The sequence below is a fragment of the Paenibacillus nuruki genome, assembly GCF_001721045.1.
In the GTDB taxonomy this organism is placed as follows: Bacteria; Bacillota; Bacilli; order Paenibacillales; family Paenibacillaceae; genus Saccharibacillus; species Saccharibacillus nuruki.
Genome location: NZ_MDER01000032.1, coordinates 126,660 through 151,353, shown reverse-complemented (window position 1 = coordinate 151,353; position 24,694 = coordinate 126,660). Strand labels below are relative to the sequence as shown.

23 protein-coding genes are annotated in these 24,694 nt (G+C 40.1%); 2 read left to right on the top strand and 21 right to left on the bottom strand.

Going from position 1 to position 24,694, the window contains the following annotated elements:
* Positions 1-80 precede the first annotated feature (80 nt).
* Both PTI45_RS07825 and PTI45_RS07820 read right to left on the bottom strand, forming a co-directional pair.
* Positions 81-1,043, bottom strand: coding sequence for an aldo/keto reductase (locus PTI45_RS07825; protein WP_069327003.1), 963 nt, complete (start codon positions 1,041-1,043; stop codon positions 81-83).
* A complete protein-coding gene (locus PTI45_RS07820) occupies positions 1,044-1,439 on the bottom strand; it encodes a tautomerase family protein (RefSeq protein WP_069327002.1) in 396 nt (131 codons plus the stop codon).
* A gap of 152 nt (positions 1,440-1,591) precedes the next feature.
* Between PTI45_RS07820 and PTI45_RS07815 the strand changes: the two genes are divergently transcribed.
* Complete coding sequence (locus tag PTI45_RS07815; protein ID WP_069327001.1) at positions 1,592-2,467, top strand: LysR family transcriptional regulator; 876 nt, start codon at positions 1,592-1,594, stop codon at positions 2,465-2,467.
* Positions 2,468-2,631: 164 nt separating this feature from the next.
* Here the strand turns inward: PTI45_RS07815 and nrdR are convergent, their stop codons facing one another.
* The 16 genes from nrdR to PTI45_RS07735 form a co-directional block, all read right to left on the bottom strand.
* Entirely contained in the window at positions 2,632-3,108 is a 477-nt protein-coding gene (gene nrdR / locus PTI45_RS07810; protein WP_069327000.1) for a transcriptional regulator NrdR, read from the bottom strand.
* A gap of 125 nt (positions 3,109-3,233) precedes the next feature.
* On the bottom strand, positions 3,234-3,797 hold the full coding sequence (locus tag PTI45_RS07805) for a lytic transglycosylase domain-containing protein (RefSeq protein ID WP_069326999.1): 564 nt from the start codon (positions 3,795-3,797) through the stop codon (positions 3,234-3,236).
* A complete protein-coding gene (gene coaE / locus PTI45_RS07800) occupies positions 3,794-4,390 on the bottom strand; it encodes a dephospho-CoA kinase (protein WP_069326998.1) in 597 nt (198 codons plus the stop codon). The genes PTI45_RS07805 and coaE overlap by 4 nt, the downstream gene beginning before the upstream one ends.
* Positions 4,391-4,399: 9 nt before the next feature.
* Positions 4,400-5,245, bottom strand: a complete 846-nt coding sequence (gene mutM, locus PTI45_RS07795) for a DNA-formamidopyrimidine glycosylase (protein WP_069326997.1) — start codon at positions 5,243-5,245, stop codon at positions 4,400-4,402.
* Between the two features lie 186 nt (positions 5,246-5,431).
* Positions 5,432-8,098 (bottom strand): DNA polymerase I, encoded by a 2,667-nt coding sequence (polA, locus tag PTI45_RS07790; RefSeq protein ID WP_069326996.1) that lies wholly within the window; start codon positions 8,096-8,098, stop codon positions 5,432-5,434.
* A gap of 171 nt (positions 8,099-8,269) precedes the next feature.
* Complete coding sequence (gene phoU / locus PTI45_RS07785) at positions 8,270-8,929, bottom strand: phosphate signaling complex protein PhoU (RefSeq protein ID WP_069326995.1); 660 nt, start codon at positions 8,927-8,929, stop codon at positions 8,270-8,272.
* Between the two features lie 25 nt (positions 8,930-8,954).
* Positions 8,955-9,710: a phosphate ABC transporter ATP-binding protein PstB gene (gene pstB, locus PTI45_RS07780; RefSeq protein WP_069326994.1), complete on the bottom strand. Its 756-nt coding sequence runs from the start codon at positions 9,708-9,710 to the stop codon at positions 8,955-8,957.
* A 133-nt stretch (positions 9,711-9,843) separates the two neighbouring features.
* Positions 9,844-11,028, bottom strand: a complete 1,185-nt coding sequence (locus PTI45_RS07775; RefSeq protein WP_069326993.1) for a methyl-accepting chemotaxis protein — start codon at positions 11,026-11,028, stop codon at positions 9,844-9,846.
* A 125-nt stretch (positions 11,029-11,153) separates the two neighbouring features.
* On the bottom strand, positions 11,154-11,885 hold the full coding sequence (locus tag PTI45_RS07770; protein ID WP_069326992.1) for a response regulator transcription factor: 732 nt from the start codon (positions 11,883-11,885) through the stop codon (positions 11,154-11,156).
* Positions 11,886-11,974: 89 nt separating this feature from the next.
* Positions 11,975-13,792, bottom strand: a complete 1,818-nt coding sequence (pnpS, locus tag PTI45_RS07765; RefSeq protein ID WP_069326991.1) for a two-component system histidine kinase PnpS — start codon at positions 13,790-13,792, stop codon at positions 11,975-11,977.
* A complete protein-coding gene (locus PTI45_RS07760) occupies positions 13,789-14,793 on the bottom strand; it encodes a bile acid:sodium symporter family protein (RefSeq protein WP_245703455.1) in 1,005 nt (334 codons plus the stop codon). The genes pnpS and PTI45_RS07760 overlap by 4 nt, the downstream gene beginning before the upstream one ends.
* A gap of 207 nt (positions 14,794-15,000) precedes the next feature.
* Positions 15,001-15,861: an SDR family oxidoreductase gene (locus PTI45_RS07755; RefSeq protein ID WP_069326989.1), complete on the bottom strand. Its 861-nt coding sequence runs from the start codon at positions 15,859-15,861 to the stop codon at positions 15,001-15,003.
* A gap of 315 nt (positions 15,862-16,176) precedes the next feature.
* Complete coding sequence (locus PTI45_RS07750; protein ID WP_069326988.1) at positions 16,177-16,602, bottom strand: hypothetical protein; 426 nt, start codon at positions 16,600-16,602, stop codon at positions 16,177-16,179.
* Positions 16,603-16,825: 223 nt separating this feature from the next.
* Complete coding sequence (gene mdh / locus PTI45_RS07745; RefSeq protein ID WP_069326987.1) at positions 16,826-17,770, bottom strand: malate dehydrogenase; 945 nt, start codon at positions 17,768-17,770, stop codon at positions 16,826-16,828.
* A gap of 11 nt (positions 17,771-17,781) precedes the next feature.
* Positions 17,782-19,077, bottom strand: coding sequence for an NADP-dependent isocitrate dehydrogenase (gene icd / locus PTI45_RS07740; RefSeq protein ID WP_069326986.1), 1,296 nt, complete (start codon positions 19,075-19,077; stop codon positions 17,782-17,784).
* 250 nt (positions 19,078-19,327) lie between these two features.
* A complete protein-coding gene (locus PTI45_RS07735; RefSeq protein ID WP_069326985.1) occupies positions 19,328-20,440 on the bottom strand; it encodes a citrate/2-methylcitrate synthase in 1,113 nt (370 codons plus the stop codon).
* Between the two features lie 386 nt (positions 20,441-20,826).
* Here PTI45_RS07735 and ytvI point away from each other — a divergent pair, with 386 nt between their 5' ends.
* Complete coding sequence (ytvI, locus tag PTI45_RS07730) at positions 20,827-21,942, top strand: sporulation integral membrane protein YtvI (protein WP_069326984.1); 1,116 nt, start codon at positions 20,827-20,829, stop codon at positions 21,940-21,942.
* Positions 21,943-22,141: 199 nt separating this feature from the next.
* Here ytvI and PTI45_RS07725 read toward each other — a convergent pair whose 3' ends face one another.
* The 3 genes from PTI45_RS07725 to pyk form a co-directional block, all read right to left on the bottom strand.
* The gene (locus PTI45_RS07725) at positions 22,142-22,552 is read right to left on the bottom strand and encodes an FxsA family protein (protein WP_371748083.1); all 411 of its coding nucleotides are present in this window, start codon (positions 22,550-22,552) and stop codon (positions 22,142-22,144) included.
* 30 nt (positions 22,553-22,582) lie between these two features.
* Entirely contained in the window at positions 22,583-23,101 is a 519-nt protein-coding gene (locus PTI45_RS07720; RefSeq protein WP_069326983.1) for an acyl-CoA thioesterase, read from the bottom strand.
* Between the two features lie 125 nt (positions 23,102-23,226).
* Complete coding sequence (pyk, locus tag PTI45_RS07715) at positions 23,227-24,654, bottom strand: pyruvate kinase (RefSeq protein WP_069326982.1); 1,428 nt, start codon at positions 24,652-24,654, stop codon at positions 23,227-23,229.
* Between the last annotated feature and the right edge of the window lie 40 nt (positions 24,655-24,694).

Below are 24,694 nucleotides of genomic sequence, written 5' to 3'. Positions count from 1 at the left end.
TTTACTAAGCTTGTCTCGTCTATTGCGGGATGGGCTTTTTTATATTTCAGTTCCTTTTTATATTTCAATCTCTGTGCTATTCAATCTATAGAAGCTATCTGCCCCCATAGGGATGCAGGCATAATTCCTAATGACATCACCTGTTCGATCTCATCGATATGCGCTGTACGACTTGCTCCGATTAACATCGAATCTATTTGTGGATGTTCTATCGTCCACCATAATATTAACTGCGCCAGTGTAACCCCTACTTCTTCTGCTATCACACGGTATTTATCCACTTTTGTAAAATTTTCTTCTGTAAAATAATGCTTCATTCGTTCTTCGCCTTTGCCCATACGACTTTCAGGAGGAATATCTTGTAGCGATGAATAACGTCCTGATAATATCCCTCTTGCCAGTGGACTGTAAATAATCTTCCCGATTCCAACTTGATCCGCATAAGGAAACACGTCTTGCTCTATATCTCGAGTCAGCACATTAAGCTCAGATTGAATAGAAGTAAAAGGTGTCCATTGATGCGTATCACTGAACTTGTAAGCAGTACGTAACTGATCTACAGCAAAGTTAGAACACCCGATTGCTCTGACTTTACCTTGCTGTACTAATTCATGCAATACAAGTAACGTTTCTTCAAGTGGTGTATGAGGGTCAAATTCATGAACTTGATACAGATCAATGTAATCGGTTTGCAGACGGTGTAGAGAACGATCGATCTCTTGCATGATATGTTGGCGAGACAATCCTTCGTCCATTTTACCCTGACCCATACGCATACCTACTTTGGTCGCAAGGATCACCTGATCTCGTTTTCCTTTCAGAGCTTGACCGATGATCTGCTCTCCTAATCCATCTCCAATATGATCAATATCTTGCCTTTTGCCATAAAAGTTAGCCGTATCTATAAAATGAATACCTAGCGCTAGACTTTGATCCAGAATGCGTTGTGAAGCAGATGCATCGATCCATCTTCCAAATGCCATCGTTCCTAGACCAACTTTGGATACTTGAATATTGGAATTGCCCAATAGGTGCTTATCCATTTACTCATTCTCCTTTACCATTTGTGCCAGACCACTTCCAAATGACCAATCTTCAAACTCAGTCTCGATTAACATGATAAAGACATCTTCAATCCGAACGCCGACTTGCTCTGCTAGTTGCTTCGCTAATTGCATATACAGCTTTTTCTTTTTGACTACCCCTCGACCAGACTTCAACGTAATCTGGATATACAGTAATCCATCTGAACGATCTCCTTGTAAATAGTGCGGATCGTATATAAATTGTTCTGGCTGATGATGATGAAATACTTGAAAGCAATCTTTTACCGGTACATCACAGCAATCTACCAGCGCTGATAAAATGACCCTGCTGATCTGTTGCAACTGCTCTGCATGGTACTGATTCTCCATATAACTAATTCTTGTAAACGGCATAATTCTGATCCTCCATCTGACCAATGAATGTAATAAATATCTAAGCGGTTGTGTATGCTCTTATTGTACTTGGGATCACTCTATTTATATAATAGATAATAATCATAAAGATCATTCATTTTACCGATGAAGATAGCGAAAGGAGATGGATCATGGATCTGACAGAATTGATTGCTTTTCAGACAGTCATGCGTGAAGGAACGTTCTCCAAGGCTGCGGAAAAGCTAAATTATGCCCAATCGACAATTACCAACCAGATTAAGCGCTTAGAAAAAGAGTTAGGAATCACTTTGTTTTATCGCAATTGGGAAGCTACACTCACGCCTGCCGGGCAACGATTTGCAGAACAAGTGGATCAGCTCATCCAGCACTGGCGTTATGTAGGCGATATTGCCAAGCAACTAAACGAAGAAGAAATAGGCACATTACGCATTGGAGTCACAGAAACATGGGCAGACTGCCATTTACCTCACATTTTAAATGAATTTCGGCAATATAAACCTAAAATTGCTTGCGAGATTACAGTGGGTCATTCTGCTTTTTTGGAAGAATGTTTGCAACAGGAAAAAATCACTATTGCGTTATGTGCTGATTCTGAATATTCTCATCTTTTCTCATTCGAACCTTTAGCGCAAGAATCGATCTCTGTTGTTATACCAGCAGGTCATTCATTAGCTACCGCTCAAACGGTAACGATAGACGAGTTATTATCGCATTTATTGATTATTGGACAATCGTCTTGCAAGTATCGATTACAGGTAGAAAAAGCGTTCCACACATATGAGAAAGAACCCTTATTTTATACGCTAAATCAACTTTCATTGATCCCTTTATATGCTGAACAGTTAAATGTAATTGGGATCGTTCCTTCTTCCTTGCACATAGACTCTGGATATACTCGCTTGCCTTTTCCAGTGTTAGATAACCATTTAAATATCGGCATCCTGCAACTTCGTTCTATGAAATACAGTAGTGGAATACAGCAACTGTTTATCGAACAAGTACGAAATTATTTTCACAATCGTTAGTAGGATGAGAGTTTAATCTGCTATTTAGTAGATAGGAATAACTCATTATTTTATAGAAATGTATACCAAAAAGAGCATCTCTACATGTGACTGTAAAGATGCTCTCTTTTGCCTATCAAGTATCCTCTAACTTTATTACGATCTCTAATCTTATGTAACTCTGATTAGGTATTCGTATTTTCGCTCTCTTCTTTGGATAATAGACCTTTGAGCTCTTTCATAAACATATTAATATCTTTAAATTGACGATAGACTGAAGCAAAACGCACATAGGCTACTTCATCGACAGGGTACAACTGTTCCATCACTAACTCGCCTACAGCACGACTTTCCACTTCTGCCATCGCTGTAGTATGTAGACTTTTTTCCACTTCAGAGACGATCATATCCAATTGATCTACAGATACAGGGCGTTTCTCACAAGCACGAATCAGACCACGAAGAATCTTATCACGGCTAAATTCTTCACGACTACCATCTTTCTTAATCACAATCAGTGGAGTCTCTTCTACCATTTCGAACGTCGTAAAACGGCGATTGCAACTTTCACATTCACGTCGACGACGAATCGACTTATTATCATTGGCTGGACGGGAATCCAGCACCTTGGTTCCATTGTGACTGCAATATGGACATTTCATTGCTCACGTCACTTCCTTTCTCGCCAACCGTTCATTCGGACATCATTTCAGTCAAGTTCACGCATATATAGTTCATCTATTATCAAATATATGTGTTCCAGAATCCAACATAGTGTTTGTTCGATCTAAAAGGCATCGTATAATTCAGTATACTGCTTATAATAATATAATACACGTTGAACATAATGTCTTGTTTCGCCAAAAGGAATATCTTTGGCATCTTCTAGTGTGCCATCCCATTTACCGGAACTGAGCCATGATTTCACATTGCCAGGCCCTGCATTGTACGCCGCAATCACAGCCACCTTATTGCCATCGAACTGACGATTGAGCTGTCTTAGATACCATGTACCGATCTGGATATTGGGATCGATCTCATGCTTCACTGTTTCCAGTGACATATTATCTAAGTGTGCTTGCTCCATGATCCATTGCGCTGTATTAGGCATCAATTGCATCACACCCAAGGCACCCTTTTTGGATTCCATGCTTGGTTTAAAATTCGTTTCTACTCGAATAATCGCAGCGACTAAAAAAGGATCGACTTCATACGCAGCAGCATGCGCACGAATCTCTTCTTTGTATTCGATTGGATAAATCCAACCTAACCAGCGACTATTGAAAAAAACAACGATCACAACAAGGATAAACAGTGGTAAAAGTATTCTTTTACGAACCAATTTCTTCATGAAAGACCTTTACTCTGCCAGAACTGTTCCAATTGAGCATACGTATCCTCAAGGGTACCGCTGTTATCAATTACAATGTCAGCTACTTTTTTCTTTTGCTCAATATCCATTTGCGCATTTATTCGTTTCCATGCTTGTTCTTCGGTTAATCCATCACGCGCTATTAAGCGCTCCAATTGCACTGATTGAGGCACATACACTACCATAATCTGGTCAAACGTATAGACACCTTTGGCTTCTAGCAATAATGGAATATCTGCAACCACTAACGTATCTGGATATTGTTGTTCTAGCTCTAAAGTACGTGTCTGAATCAATTCACGAATCGCAGGATGAGTAATCTCTTCAAGTGATTTGCGTTCTTCAGGATGGGTGAAAATATGTTCACCTAACTTTTTACGATTCAGTGTTCCATCTGCTTGTAACATGTCTGCGCCAAAACGTTGTACCACCTGTGCAAGCACAGGATGGTCAGGCATCATCACTTCACGCGCAATCAGATCAGCATCGATCAACTTGGCTCCTTTAGCGGATAACCATGCAGACACCGAGCTTTTACCTGTTGCGATTCCTCCGGTTAAACCGATATTCATGATGTCACCTCAATGTTTCTGACGAGTAGGTAGCGGCTGACACACAGGGCAAAAATGTGTTCCTCTTCCGCCAACAACCGTCTTCTCGACAAGTGTTCCGCATTCATAACAAGGTTCTGCTTTGCGACCATAAATACGTAGACTGTGCTGGAACATCCCCATTTCGCCCTGTCCATTGACATACGACTTAATCGAAGAGCCACCTGCTTCTACAGCATCCGCAAGTGTTGATACAATGGCTTCGTGTAGACGGGTTAATTGTTCTGCTGTTAACGTATTAGCGATCTGCTCTGGATGAATTCCTGAACGAAATAAAGCTTCATCCACATAAATATTTCCGATCCCTACCACATACTTCTGATTGAGCAACACAGGCTTAATCATCGTACGACGTTTGCTCATTAGATTGATAAACTGCTCTGCTGTAAATTCAGGCGCAAGCGGTTCAAGCCCTAAGTGCATCAGTGGCTTAGACTGCAAATCTTCATCTTTTTTAAATAAATGCATGGTACCAAATTGACGTACATCCTTATAACGAAGCTCTGTACCATCGGTAAAATGGAAAATAACATGAGTATGCTTCTCGACAGGTTCATCTTTTGTATAGACTCCATAGCGTCCTTCCATCCGTAGATGAGAAACCAACACTAAATGATCCATCACGATTCGCAAAAATTTGCCACGACGCTCCACTTTCTCAATCGTATGCCCTTGAAGCTCAATCTCAAACTGCTTATGATCATCTGGTAATTGAATAATACGTGGCAAAGACACTGTAACATGATCGATCGTTTTGCCGGCAACCAAGGTGTTTAACGTCCGTCTAACTGTTTCTACTTCCGGCAATTCCGGCATAACCTTTCACCTTACCTTTTACAATAATATTCTTAAATAAGTCATTATAAAAATTTTAATAAGTCAAATGCATATTTTATATAATCAATCTTTAACAGCGATCGTAAGGATCATCTCTTTGGCGGAACGAATCATTATTCCACCTCCAAGCATCCCTACGTTCCCTACCCTCTAATTATAGACTATTTACTTCGCTTCATACCAGTTCGCACCATAGCTCACTTCAGCTTTAAGTGGCACAGATAACGATAATGCTTTTTCCATCACTTCTGGTACTAATTTCTTCATTTGTTCCATTTCATTTGCAGGCACTTCGAATACCAATTCATCATGTACTTGCAGTAACATACGGCTGTTCAGCTTATGATCTTTAAGCGCTTGATCCATATGCACCATAGCTAGCTTAATAATATCTGCGGCTGTACCCTGAATAGGTGTATTCATCGCTGTACGGTTCGCAAACGAACGCAGATTGAAGTTAGATGAATTGATATCCGGTAGATAACGGCGACGCTCTAGCATCGTTTTCACAAAGCCATCTTTTTTCGCTTCGATTACAATATCGTCCATATAACGACTAACGCCTTTGAAGACTTCAAGATATTGACTGATAAAGTCGCCTGCTTCTTTACGAGTAATCCCTAGATTCTGAGATAATCCATAATCACTAATACCATAGACAATTCCAAAGTTAACCGCTTTGGCAGAACGACGCATATTACCATCGACTTGCTCTTTGGTCACGCCGAATACGTCCATAGCTGTTTTGGTATGAATATCCATATCATGTAAAAAGGCATCCTTTAGCCCTGGATCATCTGCCATATGTGCAAGTACCCGTAATTCGATCTGCGAGTAATCAGAGGATAGAATGCTCCAACCACTTTCAGAAGGAACAAATACTTTACGTAATTTACGTCCTTCTTCTAGACGGATCGGAATATTTTGCAGATTCGGGAACTGACTGGATAAGCGACCTGTCGCTGTAATCGTCTGACGGAAAAAGGTATGCACTTTACCTGACTTCGGATGAACCTCTTTTAACAATCCTTCTACATACGTCGATTGCAATTTAGCAAGTTGACGATAAACCAGAATTAACTGCACAATATCGTGATAAGGTGCTAATTTTTCAAGTACATCTGCACTGGTAGAATATCCAGTTTTGGTTTTCTTCTCTACAGGTAATCCTAGACGATCGAATAGAATTTCACCTAATTGCTTCGGTGAATTCAAGTTAAATTCAACGCCAGCCATCCCATGAATTTCAGTCACTAAGACATTGATTTTCTGTTCAAATTCTTTGCCTAGTTCACGTAGTTCATCGGTATTAATAGCAACTCCTTGCTTCTCCATATCGGCTAAGATGCGAGATAACGGCATTTCTAGATCATCAAATAAACTGGTCATTTCATTTTGTTCCAACTGTTCACGTTGAAGTGGAACCAGCTCACGAATGGCTGCTGTTTTGCGTGCCAGATGATGACTCAATATTTCTTCTTCAGGCACTTTATATTTAGCCCCTTTACCAAAGACTGTCTCGTCTTCTGGCATATGAGGTAGACCGTATTTGGCTCCAAGCGCATTCAAGCTTTGCCCGGACTCTGTTGGATCAAGTAAGTAGGCTGCAATCTGCACATCAAAAGAAGCTCCTGCAAATGGAATATCGATCCAGTGTAACACCAGGTCTGCACGATGCAAATCATGTCCATGCTTCGGAATCGATCCATCAGCTAACCATGCACGTACACCTGCTGCGCCCTCGCTTAACAATGTCTCAGGCGTCATAAAGTAATACTGATCCGGTGCAGATAATACAATACCCACCAGTTCCGCATGATGTGGATTATCTCCATGACTTTCAATATGCAATACTTCGACTGTATTCAGTACTTTTTCCAGTTCTGGAAGTTGCTCTTCACCTACAATCGTGACTTCAAGTTCAGAAGCTTCTACTTGCGCAGGATCATGCAGATCTTCACCATCAAGCTCTGACAAATTCAAGCGTTGAATAATCGAGTTAAATTCTAATTTGCGCAAAGCAACAATAGAAGTCACCGGATTAAATCCATCATATTTCATACTTTCCCATGTCGCATCAAAAGGAACATCACGGAAAATAGTCGCTAGTTCTTTACTCATACGAGCATCATCAGCATGAGCTTCTACTTTTTCTTTCATTTTACCTTTGAGTTGATCGGTGTTCGCTAATACTTCTTCTACACTGCCAAATTGATGCAATAATTTGAGCGCTGTTTTTTCACCGACACCTGGAATACCCGGAATATTATCTGACGTATCCCCCATTAATCCTTTAAGATCAATAATTTGAGCTGGCGTTAAGCCGTAACGTTCTTCAATCTCTGCGGGTCCGTAAGGTTCAATATCACTTACACCTTTGCGAGTAAGCGCAATTTTGACATGATCTGAAGCCAGTTGCAACATATCTTTGTCACCGCTGACAATCAATACATTGCGTCCTTTTTCCTCAGCTGTCCGTGATAATGTACCGATAATATCATCCGCTTCATACGTATCTAATTCATAATACGTAATTCCCAATCCTGTTAATAACTCTTTCAGTAATGGAAATTGTTCTGATAATTCTGGCGGTGTTTTTTGACGTCCACCTTTGTAATCTCCATATGTGGTATGACGGAAAGTAATTTTGCCTGCATCAAAAGCAACCATCACATGCGTTGGTTTCTCTTCTTCTAGCAATCGAATTAACATATTAGTGAATCCATAGACTGCATTGGTATGCTGTCCACTTTTGGTTGTCATCGGTTGTTGCATTGCAAAAAAAGCACGATAAATAATACTGTTACCATCTATTAAAAGAAACTTTTCCATAGAACCTCCTGTAGTTAGAACATCTCTATATTGAACCATCTTCTGGTTTACGATTGTGATTAATATTCGCTCTTTCTATGATACCACAAGCCCTTCTAATCAAAAAATAAAAGCACCGGATTTGTGTCCGATGCTTGTGGGTTAAGGCTATGACATGACGTATTGTGTTGATTAACGATTAAGATCAGGGCGTACACCTGTAACCAGATATACCACACTTTCACCAATATTGGTCGCATGATCTCCGATACGTTCGATATAACGTCCAGTTAGATTAAGCAACATAACTTGCGGGCCATCAACGGCATGGTCGATCATATAGTTATGCAGTTCACGAATCATTCCGCTATACATATGATCCACTTGATCATCATCTACGCCTACTTTATACGCCAAATCAGTATTTTCATCCAAATACGATTGGATTGATTCTTTGGTCATTTGTCCTACGATATCAGCCATACGAGGAATATCGACTAATGGCTGGATTAAAGTAGAATCTTGAAGACGCAATGTTACTTTAGCGATATCAAGCGCTAGATCACCCATACGCTCTAGATCACTAGAGATTTTGAAAGCTACGATAATACGGCGTAAATCTTTGGCCACTGGCTGTTGAGTAACGATCAGACGTGAACCAATTTCCATAACTTTTTCTTCTAGTTCATTAAGCGTGTGATCATTGCCAATGATTTTTTTAGCTTGTTCGATATTGAGTTGTTGCAATGATAGTACTGCTTCTTCTAAAGCATGAACTACATGATCTCCCATAGCAGTGAGCAAGCGACGTAGCTCTCCTAAACTTTGGTCGAATTCTTTCCGGTTGGGCATGAACAAGTCCTCCTTGGTGTAGGTATTAGCCGAATCTTCCCGAAATATAATCTTCTGTTCGAGAATCTGTGGGGTTGGAGAACATCTCCGGTGTATCTGACGATTCTACAACTTCGCCATTTAAGAAAAAAGCAGTTTGATCTGAAATACGCGCAGCTTGATGCATATTGTGTGTTACCATCACAATCGTATAATCTTTTTTAAGCTCACGCGTTAATTCTTCAATCTTCAAGGTAGAGATTGGATCAAGTGCTGAAGTTGCTTCATCCATTAAAAGGATATCGGGTTGACCTGCTAGCGCACGAGCGATGCACAGACGTTGCTGTTGTCCACCAGATAAGCTAAGGGCAGACCGTTTAAGATAATCTTTCACTTCTTCCCATAGAGCCGACTGACGTAGGCTTGTTTCTACAATTTCATCCAATTCTTTTTTGGATTTTACACCATGCAGACGTGGCCCATAAGCTACATTCTCGTAGATGGACTTGGGAAAAGGGTTAGGTTGTTGAAATACCATACCAACCTGCTGACGTAGATTTTCAACTTCTACATTTTCACCATAAATATTAGAACCACTGATCTCTACTACACCTTCAATACGTGTGCCTGGAATCATATCGTTCATACGGTTCAATGTACGAAGCAAAGTGGATTTACCGCAACCCGAAGGACCAATAAAAGCAGTAATCGCTTTTTCTTTAATGTTTAAATTAATATGTTTAAGAGCCTGATGTTTCTCATAGTACAGGTTCAATTGTTCTACACGTATAATAGCTGACACAAGGTACACTCCCCTGATTTTCAATTCTTTTTTTGATAACGAATGTTTTTTACATCTATTCATCATAAATCATATTTGTAAATCCCATCAGTTCGAATTGTAAACGGAATGTAAAAAATGTAAAGCTCATGATTTAACGCTGTAAAGCTTGTGCCACGATACTTGTCAGATGATCCGCTTCGTCCGCCGATTGGATCAATTGCTCTGCACTTTTAGAAGCTTCTTCTGCTTCCAACGCCATTTTGCCAAATAATTGATTGGCTTGCTTAATATACACCATACTTTGATCCATAACGGTCTCTGTTGTGTGTGTAGAAGAAGCTGATTGTTGAATCATCTCACTTAATCCGGTCAATAGCCGATTTACATCTGTAGAAAGGGCTGTAATATGAGAAGATAATTTACGCATTTCTTCGGCGACCACTGCGAATCCTTTGCCTGCTGTTGCAGCTCTAGCCGCTTCAATCGAAGCATTAAGTGCCAGCATATTACTTTGACCTGCAAGATCGGTTACAGCATGTACCACTTTACTTGCTTGCCCTGTGTAATGAAGCATATCTTCGGCTAATGTACGTTGACGTACGACCAATTGTTGTACTTCTTCAAATTGCTGATTGGCTTTATTGAGATCTTGTTGACCGGATACTGTCTGTTGCTTCATCAAATGCAGTTCACGATGACTTTCTTGAGCAGCTTGTTGAACTACTTTCACCGCATCACCAATCTGTTCTACAAATTGATGAGTCTCTTGCAAAGAAGAAATTCGTCTTTGTTCTGTCGACAACTGTAAATAGTTAGATAATTCCATAATATCGCGGATCGTGATAATTCCAGCTAGCAGACCTTGATGTGTTAATACGACACATTCATAAAAAGAGTCTCCTTCACGAGCAAGAGCAGCATCCACAACGATAGAAGCTTCTGTATCGATATCCATTGCCAAAATATGAGGCTGACTGAACATGACTGTAGATCGAGTATCATATAGTTCACTTGCAAATCGACTTGCCATATGACGATAAAACTGTTCACGCATAATTAATCCTTCAGGACGCTGTTGTTCATCGCACAAAACAATACATGGCAGATGGGTCTGACGCTTAAAGCGAATATATGTTTCTCGACAGGTTTCTTCCACCGTAATAGCAGGTACAGTGATCAAATAACGTCGTAGACTTAATTCATCTGATAATATAGCTACACTTTCTGGTTGTGTTTCTTGGGTAATTTCAATTTCTACTTGTTCTACTGGTATGGGATGAGTTGCTATATCAATAGGTTGTGTGGTTTGCGATTCACGTATCATTGTCTCTAACATTGATTATCGTCTCTCCTAACGAAGTAAACTAGTCTTTTAGACTCATAACCTAAGACTAAAGGATCAATGTAAACATCAATGTGTTAAAATTCGCTTATTATGTAAAAAACGCTCGACATCCCATTTTAAATGGAATGTTGAGCGCTTGTTCTTTTGCGTACGACTAATTTATAACCAACTCCACGAATTGAATCGATATGTACCGATTCAGGATCGAGTTCTAACTTTTTGCGTAAAGAGCTGACATGTACATCGACGGTACGTTGACCACCGATATAATCAAATCCCCATACGGCATTCATTAGATCATCCCGTGTCATGACTACACCTGGCTTACGTGCCAGATACAGCAAAACTTCAAATTCTTTAGGACGCAGTGTAATATGTTGTGTGCCCAATGTAACTTCGTATTTATCCGGGTAAATCGTTAAATCTCCCAGTTCTATGCGACTCTCATGGGATAACTCTTCTTCTGGTTGATCTTCTCTACCGGTTGCACGGCGTAATACCGCAGCGACACGTGCTAATAGTTCAGAAACACCGAATGGCTTTGTAATATAGTCATCGGCTCCAGCTTTTAGTCCTTCCACTACTTCTTCTTCTGCATTTTTGGCTGTCAAAATCACCACAGGTGTACGAATCCCTGAACTGCGTAATTTACGCAAAATGTCTAATCCCGCCATACCTGGCAACATCAGATCAAGCAAAATCAATTCAAACGGTTCACTCTGCGCACGATCCAATCCTGCACTTCCGTGATCTTCTACAGTGACTTCATATCCTTCTTGTGTCAAATTGTAAGACAACAATCGAGATAACGTTGATTCATCTTCTATGACCAGTAATCGTTTAGCCATGATAACCTCCCACAAGGGTTCGCATTTCATACATCAATGTCAGCATATCACTCTTGTGTTAACCCTGTGTAAAATGATGTAATAAAATATTAAATATCTGGTTCATCCTCTTGTAACAACGGCAAATTGACTGTAAATGTTGTTCCAATATTAACTTCGCTTTCCACAGTTACAGTGCCGTGGTGTAAATCGACAAGATGTTTAACAATCGATAATCCAAGACCTGTACCCCCTGAAATACGTGAACGCGCTTTGTCTACCCGATAAAAACGTTCGAAAATACGTGGTAAGTCTTTTTTCGGAATACCCATACCTGTATCTCTAACATGGAAAAGAATACGTTCCTCGCCATTCTCAGATACTTTCTCTTCGACTGTTAATCTTACTTTACCACCGTCTTGTGTATAGTTTACCGCATTTGAGATCAAATTGACAAAAATCTGTCGTAATCGATCTTCATCGGCTTCCATAAACATTTCTTCCGGTACATTCATTTCCATCGTAATATTCTTTTTGGCAGCAGAAGAATTTAACATCTCCCGAATGGTATCAAAGAAAGGTTGTAAATGAATCGGTGAGAAATTGAGTGGCGAACGCTTCGATTCAATTTTGGATAATTCCAGAATATCACCGATCAGACGGTTTAATCGTTCACTTTCATCATAGATAATTTGTAAAAAGGCTCGTGAAGTTTGTTCATCTTGCACGCCACCGCCTAGCAATGTTTCGGCAAATCCTTTGACAGCAGCAATAGGCGTTTTCAATTCATGGGATACATTAGCTACAAATTCGCTTCGCATTCTTTCTAAGCGGCGAATATTGGAGATATCTTGAATCAAGAACAACATGCCCCGGTACGTATCATCATCTTCGAACATAGGTACACCATCAATCTGAATCAAGCGTGGTTCTGGATCATACAAGGTCTGTTCATCATGAATACGCTCTTTACGACGCAATCCTTCTCCAAGTAGCTTGGTCAGTTCATAATGACGTTTCAATTCGTGATACGACTTTCCTGTTAGACGCTTAGAAGTGACTCCAAGTACTTCTTCTGCAAATCGATTCACCAGTGCAACATTTCCTAATGAATTGACCATTAACATTCCACCGGTCATATTAGCTAATACACTTTGTAACAAATCTTCGTTATCCCGAATAATTTTGAGTTGTTTCTCTAGGCTATCTGCCATATTGTCTATCGCTTTGCCCAGTTCACCAATCTCATCACGACGTTCCAATTTCACTCGTGCTCCATAGTCTAAGCGAGAGATCCGATTAGCGACCACTGTAATATGTTCAAGTGGCTTGGTTAGACCGGATGCTACTCGATAACTCACAACAGCCGCCACTAGAAATAAGACGAGCAAGCTAATCCCCATCACTGTCCACGCATTGCGTACACCGATCTCTACGGCTTCAAGGCTCATGGATAACCGAATATACCCGTTGAACACATTGCCTGCTTGTACAGGCGCTGCAACGTACAGCATATTCTTGTCCAGTGTAGCGCTATAGCGAATCGCACTTCCTACACCTGTCGTTGAAGCAGCACGAATTTCTTCACGATCCATATGATTGTTCATCGCATGTGGATCACTTTCAGAATCTCCGATTACAGTGCCGTCTTTCTCAATAAAAGTCACTCGTGAATCAGTCAAATTCCCGATCTCATGTGCTTCTTGAGAATAATATTTGAAAATATCTTCAGAAGGCTTACCGCTTGTACCTGTTGATCTAAAATCAAATGTTGTTTCTAACAAACGAATTTCACGAACCATGTTATCTTCGAGTGTTTGAATATGTGAGCTTTTGAATATTTGACCCATTGTCAGTGCCGCTGCTAGACCAAGTACACCGAGCAGGATCATCAGAATCAATGTTAAACGAATGCGGAAAGGCTTCATGCATCTCTTCCTTTACGATAATTTGAAATACGCATAAAAATAGAATACTGGAGCGTTGCCATCGGCTGTTGAAGCATAATCCCTAGTACCACAGGTACAGCTGTCTGCGGGCTAAAATAAGCCATCGCAATCACCATCCCGACCGAAATATTACGCATCCCTGAAGCATAGGCTAATGTCACAGGTAACGACTGCCCTTCCCCTTTGCGACGAAGGATTGCCGACGCAACATACCCCAGTCCATAGCATAAAGCGACCAGTATCATCACAGAAGGCACGACTAATAGTAGATCACGACGCAATGATTGGAGTTGCGGAGCAATCGCCGCTGCATTTAACAATACGACTCCTGCAAAACACAATTTGGCTAACGGTTGCGTAATTGGAGCTGACCAATCACGGAACTTCCCACCTGATAACTCATAGACCATCATACCTGCAAATGTAGGTAATACAATCAGTAATAATAAATCTTTGAACATATGTAAAGTATCGAACTGTATATCTGCACCGAAAAACACTTCGATTAGCACAGGCACGACAAAAGGGCTAAGTGCCGAATCCACGATCACTAACGTTAATGCTAATGCCACATTACCGAAAGACATCCCGACCCATAAGACAGAAGATACGCCTAAAGGGATAGCCGCAAACAATACCAAGCCTACCGTATAAGGAGAATCACTGCCGAATAATAACAGTCCTAATCCATAAGCGATTAAAGGTGCGACAATATGGGCTAACAATAAAGTGACGATAATAGGTGCAGGCTTGGTCAATACGCCTTTTAAATGTTTTCGTCCACAACCAAGTCCCATCACAAAAGTAACATAAGCAAATAATCCTGGAATCCAACCGACAAAAGGTAACAATGGCTTCGATATAAAGAATCCCAAAACCAGTGTACACGGAATAATCAAAAACATATACTTTTCAAAAAAACGAGTAAATGTGGCTGCATGTTCTCTCATGACGTAATCTTCATCTCCAAAAGTTAACATATTTCAATGTACCGATCACTTATAGTGACAAGTATTATCATACCAGAGGTTGCAGAATAAGTCCCTTTCCTACATCCTATGATATTTGTGTTGTATACAAAAAAAGACGATAGCACAGGTCAATAGCTCCCTGATCTACCGTCTTTCCATATTTTTGTGATTTTAATTATGATGTTATTGTCAAATCTATGCTAGATAACGTCTGTATTATCCGTTAATGATCTCGCCACCGTTAACATGAATAATCTGACCGCTTACGTAAGAAGAATCTGTACTTGCTAGATATACATAAGCTGGAGCAACTTCTTCCGGTTGTCCCGGACGCTTCATCGGTTGGCTTGCTCCGAATTTGCTTACTTTTTCTTCGTCAAATGAAGCAGGAATCAATGGCGTCCAGATCGGACCTGGAGCAACAGCATTGACACGAATTCCTTTTTCTACAATATTCATAGATAGAGCACGTGTAAAGGCTGTGATTGCACCTTTGGTAGAAGAGTAATCCAACAATACAGGCTCACCACGATAAGCGGTAACTGATGTTGTATTGATGATAGCAGAACCTTCTTTAAGATGCGGTACAGCTGCTTTGGTAATAAAGAACATACCGAAAATATTCGTACGGAAAGTACGTTCTAACTGTTCAGCCGTGATATCTACGATACTTTGTTGAACATGTTGTTCTGCTGCATTATTGACAACAATATCTAATTTACCTAATTCAGATACGGTTTTTTCTACAGCTTGCTTCGCAAATGATTCGTCACCTACATCACCTGGAAGTAGAATACATTTACGTCCTTCTTGCTCGACAAACTTTTTGGTTTCTTCTGCATCACCATGTTCATCTTTGTAGACAATCGCTACATCTGCACCTTCTTTAGCGTACAAAATAGCTACAGCACGGCCGATACCACTATCCCCACCTGTAATGATTGCTACTTTATCTTTCAGCTTACCTGCTGCCTGATACGCAGGCGCTTTAAATTCTGGACGTGGAGTCATTTCCGATTCGATTCCTGGTTGTTTTTCCTGATGTTGTGGAGGTAATGTTTGTTCTTCGCTAGACATAATTAATTCTCCTCTCGAATATAAAAAATGGATGATTCACACATGCATAAGATGATTCCATTTGTTGCTTCCGTCCATTATTTACCACTGTCTATACATGTTTAAACATCTATTTCATTATAAATTAATGTATTGAAATACACATTTTGGGGTAAATATCCTAATTTCAATAACCGAAACATTCAGCAAGCAAATCAACAAAAAACCGCTACTTCAAAAGTAACGGCTAGTCGTCTATATCCAATTATGTGTACGTTCTTATCCATCTGTTCAGATGGTCTACTATGTGTGGGTAAACGTGTCTACGCTACAATATTAAATAATGTCGCGGAATACCATAAAGAAACTAATAACAACCAGACATACAGCCAGTATCATGCTTAGTGACCGAATTTTGCCGATGTGGGGTGTAATATTTTTGTTCTCATTGATATCGGCGAGTGCTAATCGTAAAGGCTTACCCATAATTCCACCAATCGCAGCGATTGCCAAAAATAATACAAACACAACAACCATCCAAGCGATTGAATAATTCCCTTTGGTCATTAAGTAACCACCTGTTAATAATTGCACAATCAATCCAAATTGGGCGATGCGATTCAATGTACGAAACATAGCGATACTTCCTGATTGGGCTTCTGCTGAACTGTTAGCTATTTTACTTGTCACAACAGGTAAAAACAAATAAAAGCCCATCGACAATGCTCCTAAGATGTGTACAAACACTAATACTTCTGCCATCCTTTAACCTCCACTCTTTTTATCTATAGCCACTCTAGCGATCAATCGGCCATACTATCTTATTTTAACGGATAAAGTTATGAAAATACATATTTTCGTCTTGATTTTATAAGGTCGTGTGTCTAATTTTTGTCATATTAGTAAAAATTGTTTGTACTTAAATTTAAATCAAAACATAACAAAAAAGGCTCCCACAGAATGTGGAAACCTTTTTGTTTAGACATTATACGTTAACGATTTTAAGCACGTTACGGACAGAATCAGCAGATTTCTCAAGAGCAGCTTTTTCCTCGGAGGTCAATTCCAATTCAAAGATTTTCTCGATTCCACCGCCCCCTAGAATAGCAGGTACGCCCATAAAGAGATCATTATAACCGTATTCGCCTTCTAAATAAGCAATAATCGGTAAAATACGCTTCTTGTCTTTCAGAACCGCTTCTGTCATTTGTACAAGTGATGCTGCCGGGGCATAGTAAGCACTACCATTCCCCAATAGATTCACAATTTCGCCTCCGCCTACACGAGTGCGTTGTACAATTTCTTGAATACGTTCTTTGGAGATCAATGTATCGATCGGAATACCGCCTACACTAGAATAGCGTACTAACGGCACCATATCGTCACCATGACCACCCAACACAAATCCACGTACATCTTCTACCGATACATTTAGTTCTTCTGCAATAAAGGTACAATAGCGAGCTGTATCCAGTACACCGGATTGTCCGATCACACGATTTTTGGGAAAGCCCAAAGATTGATACGCGACATAAGTCATTGCATCTACAGGATTGCTCAAAATAATCACAATCGCTTCAGGTGAATATTGCTTGACTTGTTCACATACCGATTTGACGATTCCTGCATTCGTATTCACGAGATCATCGCGGCTCATACCCGGCTTACGAGCAATACCTGCTGTGATAATCACCACATCCGAAGATGCTGTGTCCTCATAATCAGATGTCCCTTTAATCTGGCTATCAAAGCCCTGTACAGGGCTTGCTTCCATCATATCGAGCGCTTTACCTTTAGTTGGGTTCTCCAACTGTGGAATATCAACCAGTACTACGTCACCAAGTTCCTTTTGAGCAAGCATCAAAGCTGTAGTTGCACCGGTAAAACCGGCACCGACCACTGTGATTTTTTTGCGCTTAATGACGGTCATAGGTTATCCTCCTACATGTTTTCGATGATTTTGTCAGCGAACTCAGAACATTTCACTTCTGTTGCGCCATCCATTAGACGAGCAAAGTCATATGTTACTGTTTTGTTGTTGATTGATTTTTCTAGACCTTTATAGATCAATGCAGAAGCATCATGCCATCCCAAGTGATCCAATAACATAACACCAGACAAGATTACAGAACCTGGGTTTACTAGATCTTTGTCAGCATATTTAGGAGCTGTACCATGAGTTGCTTCGAAAATAGCATGTCCTGTTACATAGTTAATGTTTGCGCCCGGTGCAATACCGATTCCGCCTACTTGTGCAGCAAGAGCATCAGACAAGTAGTCACCGTTCAAGTTCAATGTAGCAATCACATCAAATTCATTTGGACGTGTTAATACTTGTTGCAATGCGATATCAGCAATAGCATCTTTTACGATGATTTTGCCAGCATCTTCAGCTGCTTTTTGAGCTGCATTTGCTTCATCTGCACCTTTTTCTTCTTTGATCTTGTCATATTGTGCCCAAGTGAACACTTTATCACCGAATTCTGCTTCAGCCACTTCATAACCCCAGTTTTTGAAAGCTCCTTCAGTAAATTTCATGATATTTCCTTTGTGTACCAAAGTAACTGTTTTGCGCTCGTGATCAATAGCGTATTGAACAGCAGCACGAACCAGACGTTTGGAACCTTCTTCAGATACAGGCTTGATACCGATACCGGATGTTTCTGGGAAACGGATTTTGTTAACGCCCATTTCGTCTTTCAAGAATGCCAATACTTTTTTCACTTCTTCTGTACCTTCTTGGTACTCGATACCTGCATAGATATCTTCTGTATTCTCACGGAAAATAACCATATCTACCAATTCAGGACGTTTTACAGGAGAAGGTACGCCGTCAAAGTAACGAACAGGACGAAGACATACATACAGATCCAATTCTTGACGAAGAGCTACGTTCAATGAACGAATACCACCACCGATAGGTGTAGTCAAAGGTCCTTTGATCGCTACAATATATTCGCGAATTGCAGTCAGCGTATCAGCTGGCAACCACTCGTCGTATGTATTGAACGCTTTTTCACCGGCAAATACTTCGTACCATGCGATTTTTTTGGAACCACCGTAAGCTTTTTCTACCGCTGCATCCAATACACGTACAGATGCTTTCCAGATATCGCGTCCTGTACCATCACCTTCAATAAAAGGGACGATCGGGTTATTAGGTACATTAAGAACTCCATCATTGATTGTGATTTTCTCACCAGTAGTAGGTAATTCGTATTTTTCAAACTTCGGCATAATTATGTTCCTCCTTAAGGGATATGGCTGTGGCATCGTAAGAGAAGGCGTTTACACACATCAAAAGGAAACCTTTGAATACCCTATACACTTGGGTATAAATTACTCGCCGGCTCCTCTTCAGGTATATGCATGGTACAAATCATTTGTATATGCTTACCTTCACAGACATGCACAGTTCTGTCTTTATTTTACCAGACGTTGGGTCATATGAGAAATATCTACTTGCATATGAAATGAAATACTGATTTTAGCGCTGTTCAATCGAAATATATTTCTGATCAACAGGCCCTACATATTCTGCACGCGGACGGATAATACGGTTGTTTTCGTATTGCTCCAAAATATGTGCAGACCATCCAGATACACGGCTGATTGCAAAAATAGGTGTAAACAAATTGCGCGGAATACCTAGCATGGTATAAACAGAAGCTGAATAGAAATCAACATTCGGTTTGAGTCCTTTGCTACCCGTTACAATTTCTTCGATCCGAATACACATTTCGTATAGACTTAGATCGTTGTTCATTTCACCTAGCTCTTTGGACATTTTTTGTAAATGCTTGGCACGTGGATCACCATTTTTGTATACACGGTGACCGAAGCCCATGATTTTTACTTTGTTGTCTAGTTGTTCTTGGATATAACCTTCTAGACGATCCATCGAACCGATCTCTTCAAGCATTTTCATAACCGCTTCATTTGCTCCACCATGTAGTGGGCCTTTAAGCGCGCCAATTGCTGAAGTAATACCGGAATGAATATCAGACAAAGTCGCTACCGTAACGCGAGCAGCAAATGTAGAAGCATTTAATTCATGATCCGCATGCAGAACAAGTGCTTGATCTAATGCTTTAACTGCTGTATCTTCAGGATCTTCGCCATTTAACATATACAAGAAGTTATGAGCAATGGATACGCCTTTTTTAGGAGCGACCGGCTCTTTACCACTTGCAATACGTCCAAGAGCAGCTACAATCGCAGGCAATTGTGCTTGCAATTTGACTACTTTTTTATGATTAGCTTCTTGGCTCATGTCTTCAGCTAGATCATCATATAGAGCAAGAGCAGAGATCGCACTACGAAGAGCTGCCATCTGATTCATATCTTTAGGATAAAGTTTCATTTGCGCAATCAATGGTTCTGGTAAGGTAGCATATTCATCTAGATCTTTTTGCAATTGATCTAGCTCTGCTTGATTTGGAAGTTTGCCAAACCATAACAAATAAGCCACTTCCTCAAAACTTGCGTTAATAGCTAAGTCATCAATATCGATTCCACGGTATGTAAGTACGCCGTCAACGATAGAACTAATAGATGAACTTGCTGCAACAACGCCTTCCAATCCTTTAGTAGCTGTCATATTACTCTCTCCTTTGCAGAACGGAATGATTGTGATTTTGCCCATTTACGGGAATGAAAACATTTACATTTTTAAATATGGAAAAATTTAAAAACTGGCTAGTAAGGTCCTTCACAATTGTTGAAAAGAGTTCTAATGATCCAAACACCTACCACTAACCTTCCAAGGACCTTCTCTCATCATACTTTATTTTGACGGAGTTGTGAACAAAAGGAGAAGTGTTTGTGACATCAAATTGTTTTATTGCGATGATAAGAATTTTTTTGTAACCCTTTACATTATCAATTATAAGCCCTTTCGTTTCAAAAGTCTTGTCTGCCGTTTAACATCATATATGATGCTGATTACATATTTATGACTATATTGAGTAGAAGGAGAGCCATTCATTGAATATTATGATCCGTAATCGGATTTTACGTGGAATATGGGTACTGGTCGCTATTGTGATTACGGCTATTGCTGTACGTTATCTTTTTCCGCTTCTTTATCCATTATTGCTGGCCTGGTTATTTGCTTATGCAATGAATCCGTTAGTTCGGTTATTGCAGAATCGTGCTCGCTTTCCACGTTGGTTAGCTGTTTCGATTTCATTGCTTGTTTATTTTGGTGGATTGTTAGCCCTTCTGTCTTTTCTGGTGACAAGGCTTGTTCAACAAACGATCACACTGATGCAGACGTTCAACGATCATATGGATAGTTGGCGTGATATGTTTGTCGGGTGGACCAAAAATGACAGTCTACAAAATATTACAAATCAAATCAATGGATTTTTGAAAGACACCCCTTATGGGGATACGATCAATAACAACCTTGATCAAACTACGCAAAGTCTTTCAAGTACGATAAGTAGTATTGTGACAGGTATTCTTAACTATCTATTAGGTTTTTTAACAGCACTGCCTAACTTTGCATGGATTATTGTGGTTATTGTATTATCTGCCTTTTTTATCAGTAATAGCTGGGAAAAGCATACCCGTATCGTCTCAGGTTGGTTCCCTTCTAATATCCGATTGACGATGGTGACGATTTGGCGTGATTTGCAAAAAGCATTGTTGGGTTATGTACGTGCACAATTTATTTTAATTTCGATCACAGGTATTATTGTTATTATCGGACTGTTTATTTTACGAGTCGAATCAGCTTTGTTGATTGGTCTCCTCATCGGTGCTGTCGATCTACTGCCTTATCTTGGCGTAGGGATTGTGATGATACCGTGGGCGATCTACAACTTTATGAGCGGCGATCTCAGTCTGGGGATTGGTCTAAGTGTACTTTATGTCATTGTGTTGGTTGTACGGCAGATTATGGAGCCTAAAGTGCTAGCCAGTAGTGTAGGTCTTGATCCTTTAGCCACCTTAATCAGTATGTTTGTAGGGCTCAAGCTATTTGGAGCTCTAGGACTATTGATTGGGCCTGTAACGCTTGTTATTGTTTCTGCTCTCAATCGTGCTAATGTGTTCCGTGATCTGCGCAACTATATTGTGAATGGCAAAGCAAGATAAGTCATTGCATAAGGATGTAGAATCCATTTCTCAACCTTATATTTTTACACTATCCTATCAGAAATAATCATTACCATCTTATAAAAACAGACTAAAACAGGCAGTCCTTTTAGAAGTAATCATCTAAAGGACTGCCTGTTTGTTATAATCGATTGTGACCCTTTGATAGAGCGCTAAAAGATGACTAAAGTAGGTAAGCTTATTGACCACCACGGTGAATCGTAATACTGCCTTTTTTCATCCGCTTCTCTATCCAGCGTAATAACAGATTACGATAAATTGGACGTGTTAATGGGAATACAAGCGTAAATCCGATAATATCCAAAATAAAGCCCGGTAATACTAACATCACTCCGCCTACAAACACACATAGACCATCTAGCATTCTTCGTCCGGGTGGTTCGCCAGCGTCCATCTGTTGCTTGGTATCTTCAATCACTTTACGTCCTTCAAATCTCATCATCAATATACCAACCAGCGATGTGGTGAGTAAAAGAATAAGGGTGTTCCAGCCACCAATCCATTCAATCATCTGTAAAAAAACATACCATTCTAGGAGTGGTACTATAATAATCAATGCAATAATCCATTTGCCGATGCCCTTACCCAAAAGTACCTCTCCTTTCTCTATCCAACCAGACTACATCTGTAAAGATTCTACAAGTGCATAATACAACGCAGGCACTTGTTTATCAAGTCGTACAGGCTTGAAGTCTTTATTAACCCACACATGTCTGGTAGAACCGCTTGTCAAAGGCGTTCCCGGTAACTCTGCATCCCTTTTGAAAATAGGACGTTCTCCAGCAGATGAAGAATCCCCTACGGCTGTATCATGTTCATCTAATAAGTGGATTTTGTACTCATAATCTATACGAAGCTTGGAAAACTCTGTTATACGGGTATAGATTGCTACACGATCATCATATCTTGCTGGATGTCCATATGACAATGACGCATCGATTAATGGTAATAATAATCCTGCGGCTTCCATATCCCTATAACGGAATCCTAGATCCCGAATCATTTCGGTACGTCCTAATTCAAACCAGTTCAAATAATTCGTATGATACACTACGCCCATTGGATCATTTTCTTGATAACGTACACGAAAAGCTATTCCGTGCCAATCGCTAGGTAAGTTTAATCGTTCTTTTGCCATCATGTGGTACCTCTGCTTTCATTTCAAAATTTAAATAGGTCTATAAAAATCATCAAAAAAAGCAATGGAATGATCCACTGCTTTCTCTGATATGATGCTATCTTGCACTATTGATTAATATTCTATTACGATTTAGCAGGCATTTGAGCCACTTTGATCAAGTTCGTAGAACCGGATTGACCCAAAGGAATACCCGCAGTAATCACAACCAAATCGCCTTCTTTAAGTAGACCTGAATCATGTCCACCTTGCAAAGCAATTTCAAACAACTCATCTGTAGAATGAGCTTGTGTACCTTTAACAGGCAACACACCCCATGCTAGAGAAAGACGACGCATTGTTTGCTCCAATGTGGTTACAGCAATAATTGGAGATTGCGGACGGTATTTAGAAACAGTACGTGCTGTATGACCAGACTCTGTAGAAGAAATGATCGCTGCTGCGTTCAAGTCCATTGCAGAGTTTGTTACAGATTGACTGATCGCTTCTGTTACTGTTGTTTGTTGTGCATGTGTTTGTTTAAGGAACAACTCGTGATAGTTCAAAGCAGATTCTGCTTTTTCAGCAATACGAGACATTGTCAATACAGATTCAACTGGGTATTTACCAGCAGCTGTTTCACCAGAAAGCATGATTGCATCTGTACCGTCGAAAATAGCGTTCGCTACGTCACTTGCTTCAGCGCGAGTAGGACGCGGGTTACGTTGCATTGAATCCAACATTTGTGTAGCTGTAATAACTGGTTTACCTACACGATTACATTTTTCGATCATGCGTTTTTGTACCAATGGTACTTCTTCCGCAGGGATTTCTACGCCCAAGTCACCACGAGCAACCATCAAACCGTCAGATACAGCAAGGATTTCATCCAAGTTATCTACACCTTGTTGGTTTTCAATTTTAGAGATGATGTGGATATGGCTACCACCTTTGCTCTCTAACAATTGACGGATTTCAAGAACATCGCTTGCTTTACGTACAAAAGAAGCCGCGATAAAGTCTACACCCTGCTCGATACCGAAGATAATATCGTTAGCATCTTTTTCTGTAATACCTGGAAGTGAAATATTTACTCCTGGTACGTTAACGCCTCTACGACTTTTGATTTGTCCACCGTTAACGATACGGCATTTAATTTCAGTACCTTGAACTTCAACAACAGTCAAACCGATCAAACCGTCATCGATCAAAATTGTTGAACCGACTTCAACGTCACTTGGAAGATCTTTGTAAGTCACGTGCATACGATGTTGGTCACCCAAAATGTCTTCTGTAGTCAAAGTTACATATTCATCTTGAACTAATTCTACTGGTTCTTCTTTAAATTTACCGGTACGGATTTCAGGACCTTTGGTATCCAGCAGGATGGCTACTGTTTTACCTAGTTCTTTGCTTGCTTGTTTAATGTTTTTAACACGGTTACCATGCTCTTCAAAATCACCATGAGAAAAGTTCAGGCGAGCGACGTTCATACCTGCCATAATTAATTTCTTCGTGTTTTCTAAAGACTCACTTGCCGGTCCGATCGTACATACAATTTTAGTTTTACGCATAATTGATTTTCCTCCGTTTTTAAAGGTCTCTCTTTATTTT

What these genes read in the sequence shown, in the direction of transcription:
- PTI45_RS07825 (WP_069327003.1), bottom strand. Translation starts at nt 1,043, where the DNA reads ATGGATAAGCACCTATTGGGCAATTCCAATATTCAAGTATCCAAAGTT.
- PTI45_RS07820 (WP_069327002.1), bottom strand. Translation starts at nt 1,439, where the DNA reads ATGCCGTTTACAAGAATTAGTTATATGGAGAATCAGTACCATGCAGAG.
- PTI45_RS07815 (WP_069327001.1), top strand. Translation starts at nt 1,592, where the DNA reads ATGGATCTGACAGAATTGATTGCTTTTCAGACAGTCATGCGTGAAGGA.
- nrdR (WP_069327000.1), bottom strand. Translation starts at nt 3,108, where the DNA reads ATGAAATGTCCATATTGCAGTCACAATGGAACCAAGGTGCTGGATTCC.
- PTI45_RS07805 (WP_069326999.1), bottom strand. Translation starts at nt 3,797, where the DNA reads ATGAAGAAATTGGTTCGTAAAAGAATACTTTTACCACTGTTTATCCTT.
- coaE (WP_069326998.1), bottom strand. Translation starts at nt 4,390, where the DNA reads ATGAATATCGGTTTAACCGGAGGAATCGCAACAGGTAAAAGCTCGGTG.
- mutM (WP_069326997.1), bottom strand. Translation starts at nt 5,245, where the DNA reads ATGCCGGAATTGCCGGAAGTAGAAACAGTTAGACGGACGTTAAACACC.
- polA (WP_069326996.1), bottom strand. Translation starts at nt 8,098, where the DNA reads ATGGAAAAGTTTCTTTTAATAGATGGTAACAGTATTATTTATCGTGCT.
- phoU (WP_069326995.1), bottom strand. Translation starts at nt 8,929, where the DNA reads ATGCCCAACCGGAAAGAATTCGACCAAAGTTTAGGAGAGCTACGTCGC.
- PTI45_RS07775 (WP_069326993.1), bottom strand. Translation starts at nt 11,028, where the DNA reads ATGTTAGAGACAATGATACGTGAATCGCAAACCACACAACCTATTGAT.
- PTI45_RS07770 (WP_069326992.1), bottom strand. Translation starts at nt 11,885, where the DNA reads ATGGCTAAACGATTACTGGTCATAGAAGATGAATCAACGTTATCTCGA.
- pnpS (WP_069326991.1), bottom strand. Translation starts at nt 13,792, where the DNA reads ATGAAGCCTTTCCGCATTCGTTTAACATTGATTCTGATGATCCTGCTC.
- PTI45_RS07760 (WP_245703455.1), bottom strand. Translation starts at nt 14,793, where the DNA reads ATGTTAACTTTTGGAGATGAAGATTACGTCATGAGAGAACATGCAGCC.
- PTI45_RS07755 (WP_069326989.1), bottom strand. Translation starts at nt 15,861, where the DNA reads ATGTCTAGCGAAGAACAAACATTACCTCCACAACATCAGGAAAAACAA.
- PTI45_RS07750 (WP_069326988.1), bottom strand. Translation starts at nt 16,602, where the DNA reads ATGGCAGAAGTATTAGTGTTTGTACACATCTTAGGAGCATTGTCGATG.
- mdh (WP_069326987.1), bottom strand. Translation starts at nt 17,770, where the DNA reads ATGACCGTCATTAAGCGCAAAAAAATCACAGTGGTCGGTGCCGGTTTT.
- icd (WP_069326986.1), bottom strand. Translation starts at nt 19,077, where the DNA reads ATGCCGAAGTTTGAAAAATACGAATTACCTACTACTGGTGAGAAAATC.
- PTI45_RS07735 (WP_069326985.1), bottom strand. Translation starts at nt 20,440, where the DNA reads ATGACAGCTACTAAAGGATTGGAAGGCGTTGTTGCAGCAAGTTCATCT.
- PTI45_RS07720 (WP_069326983.1), bottom strand. Translation starts at nt 23,101, where the DNA reads ATGGCAAAAGAACGATTAAACTTACCTAGCGATTGGCACGGAATAGCT.
- pyk (WP_069326982.1), bottom strand. Translation starts at nt 24,654, where the DNA reads ATGCGTAAAACTAAAATTGTATGTACGATCGGACCGGCAAGTGAGTCT.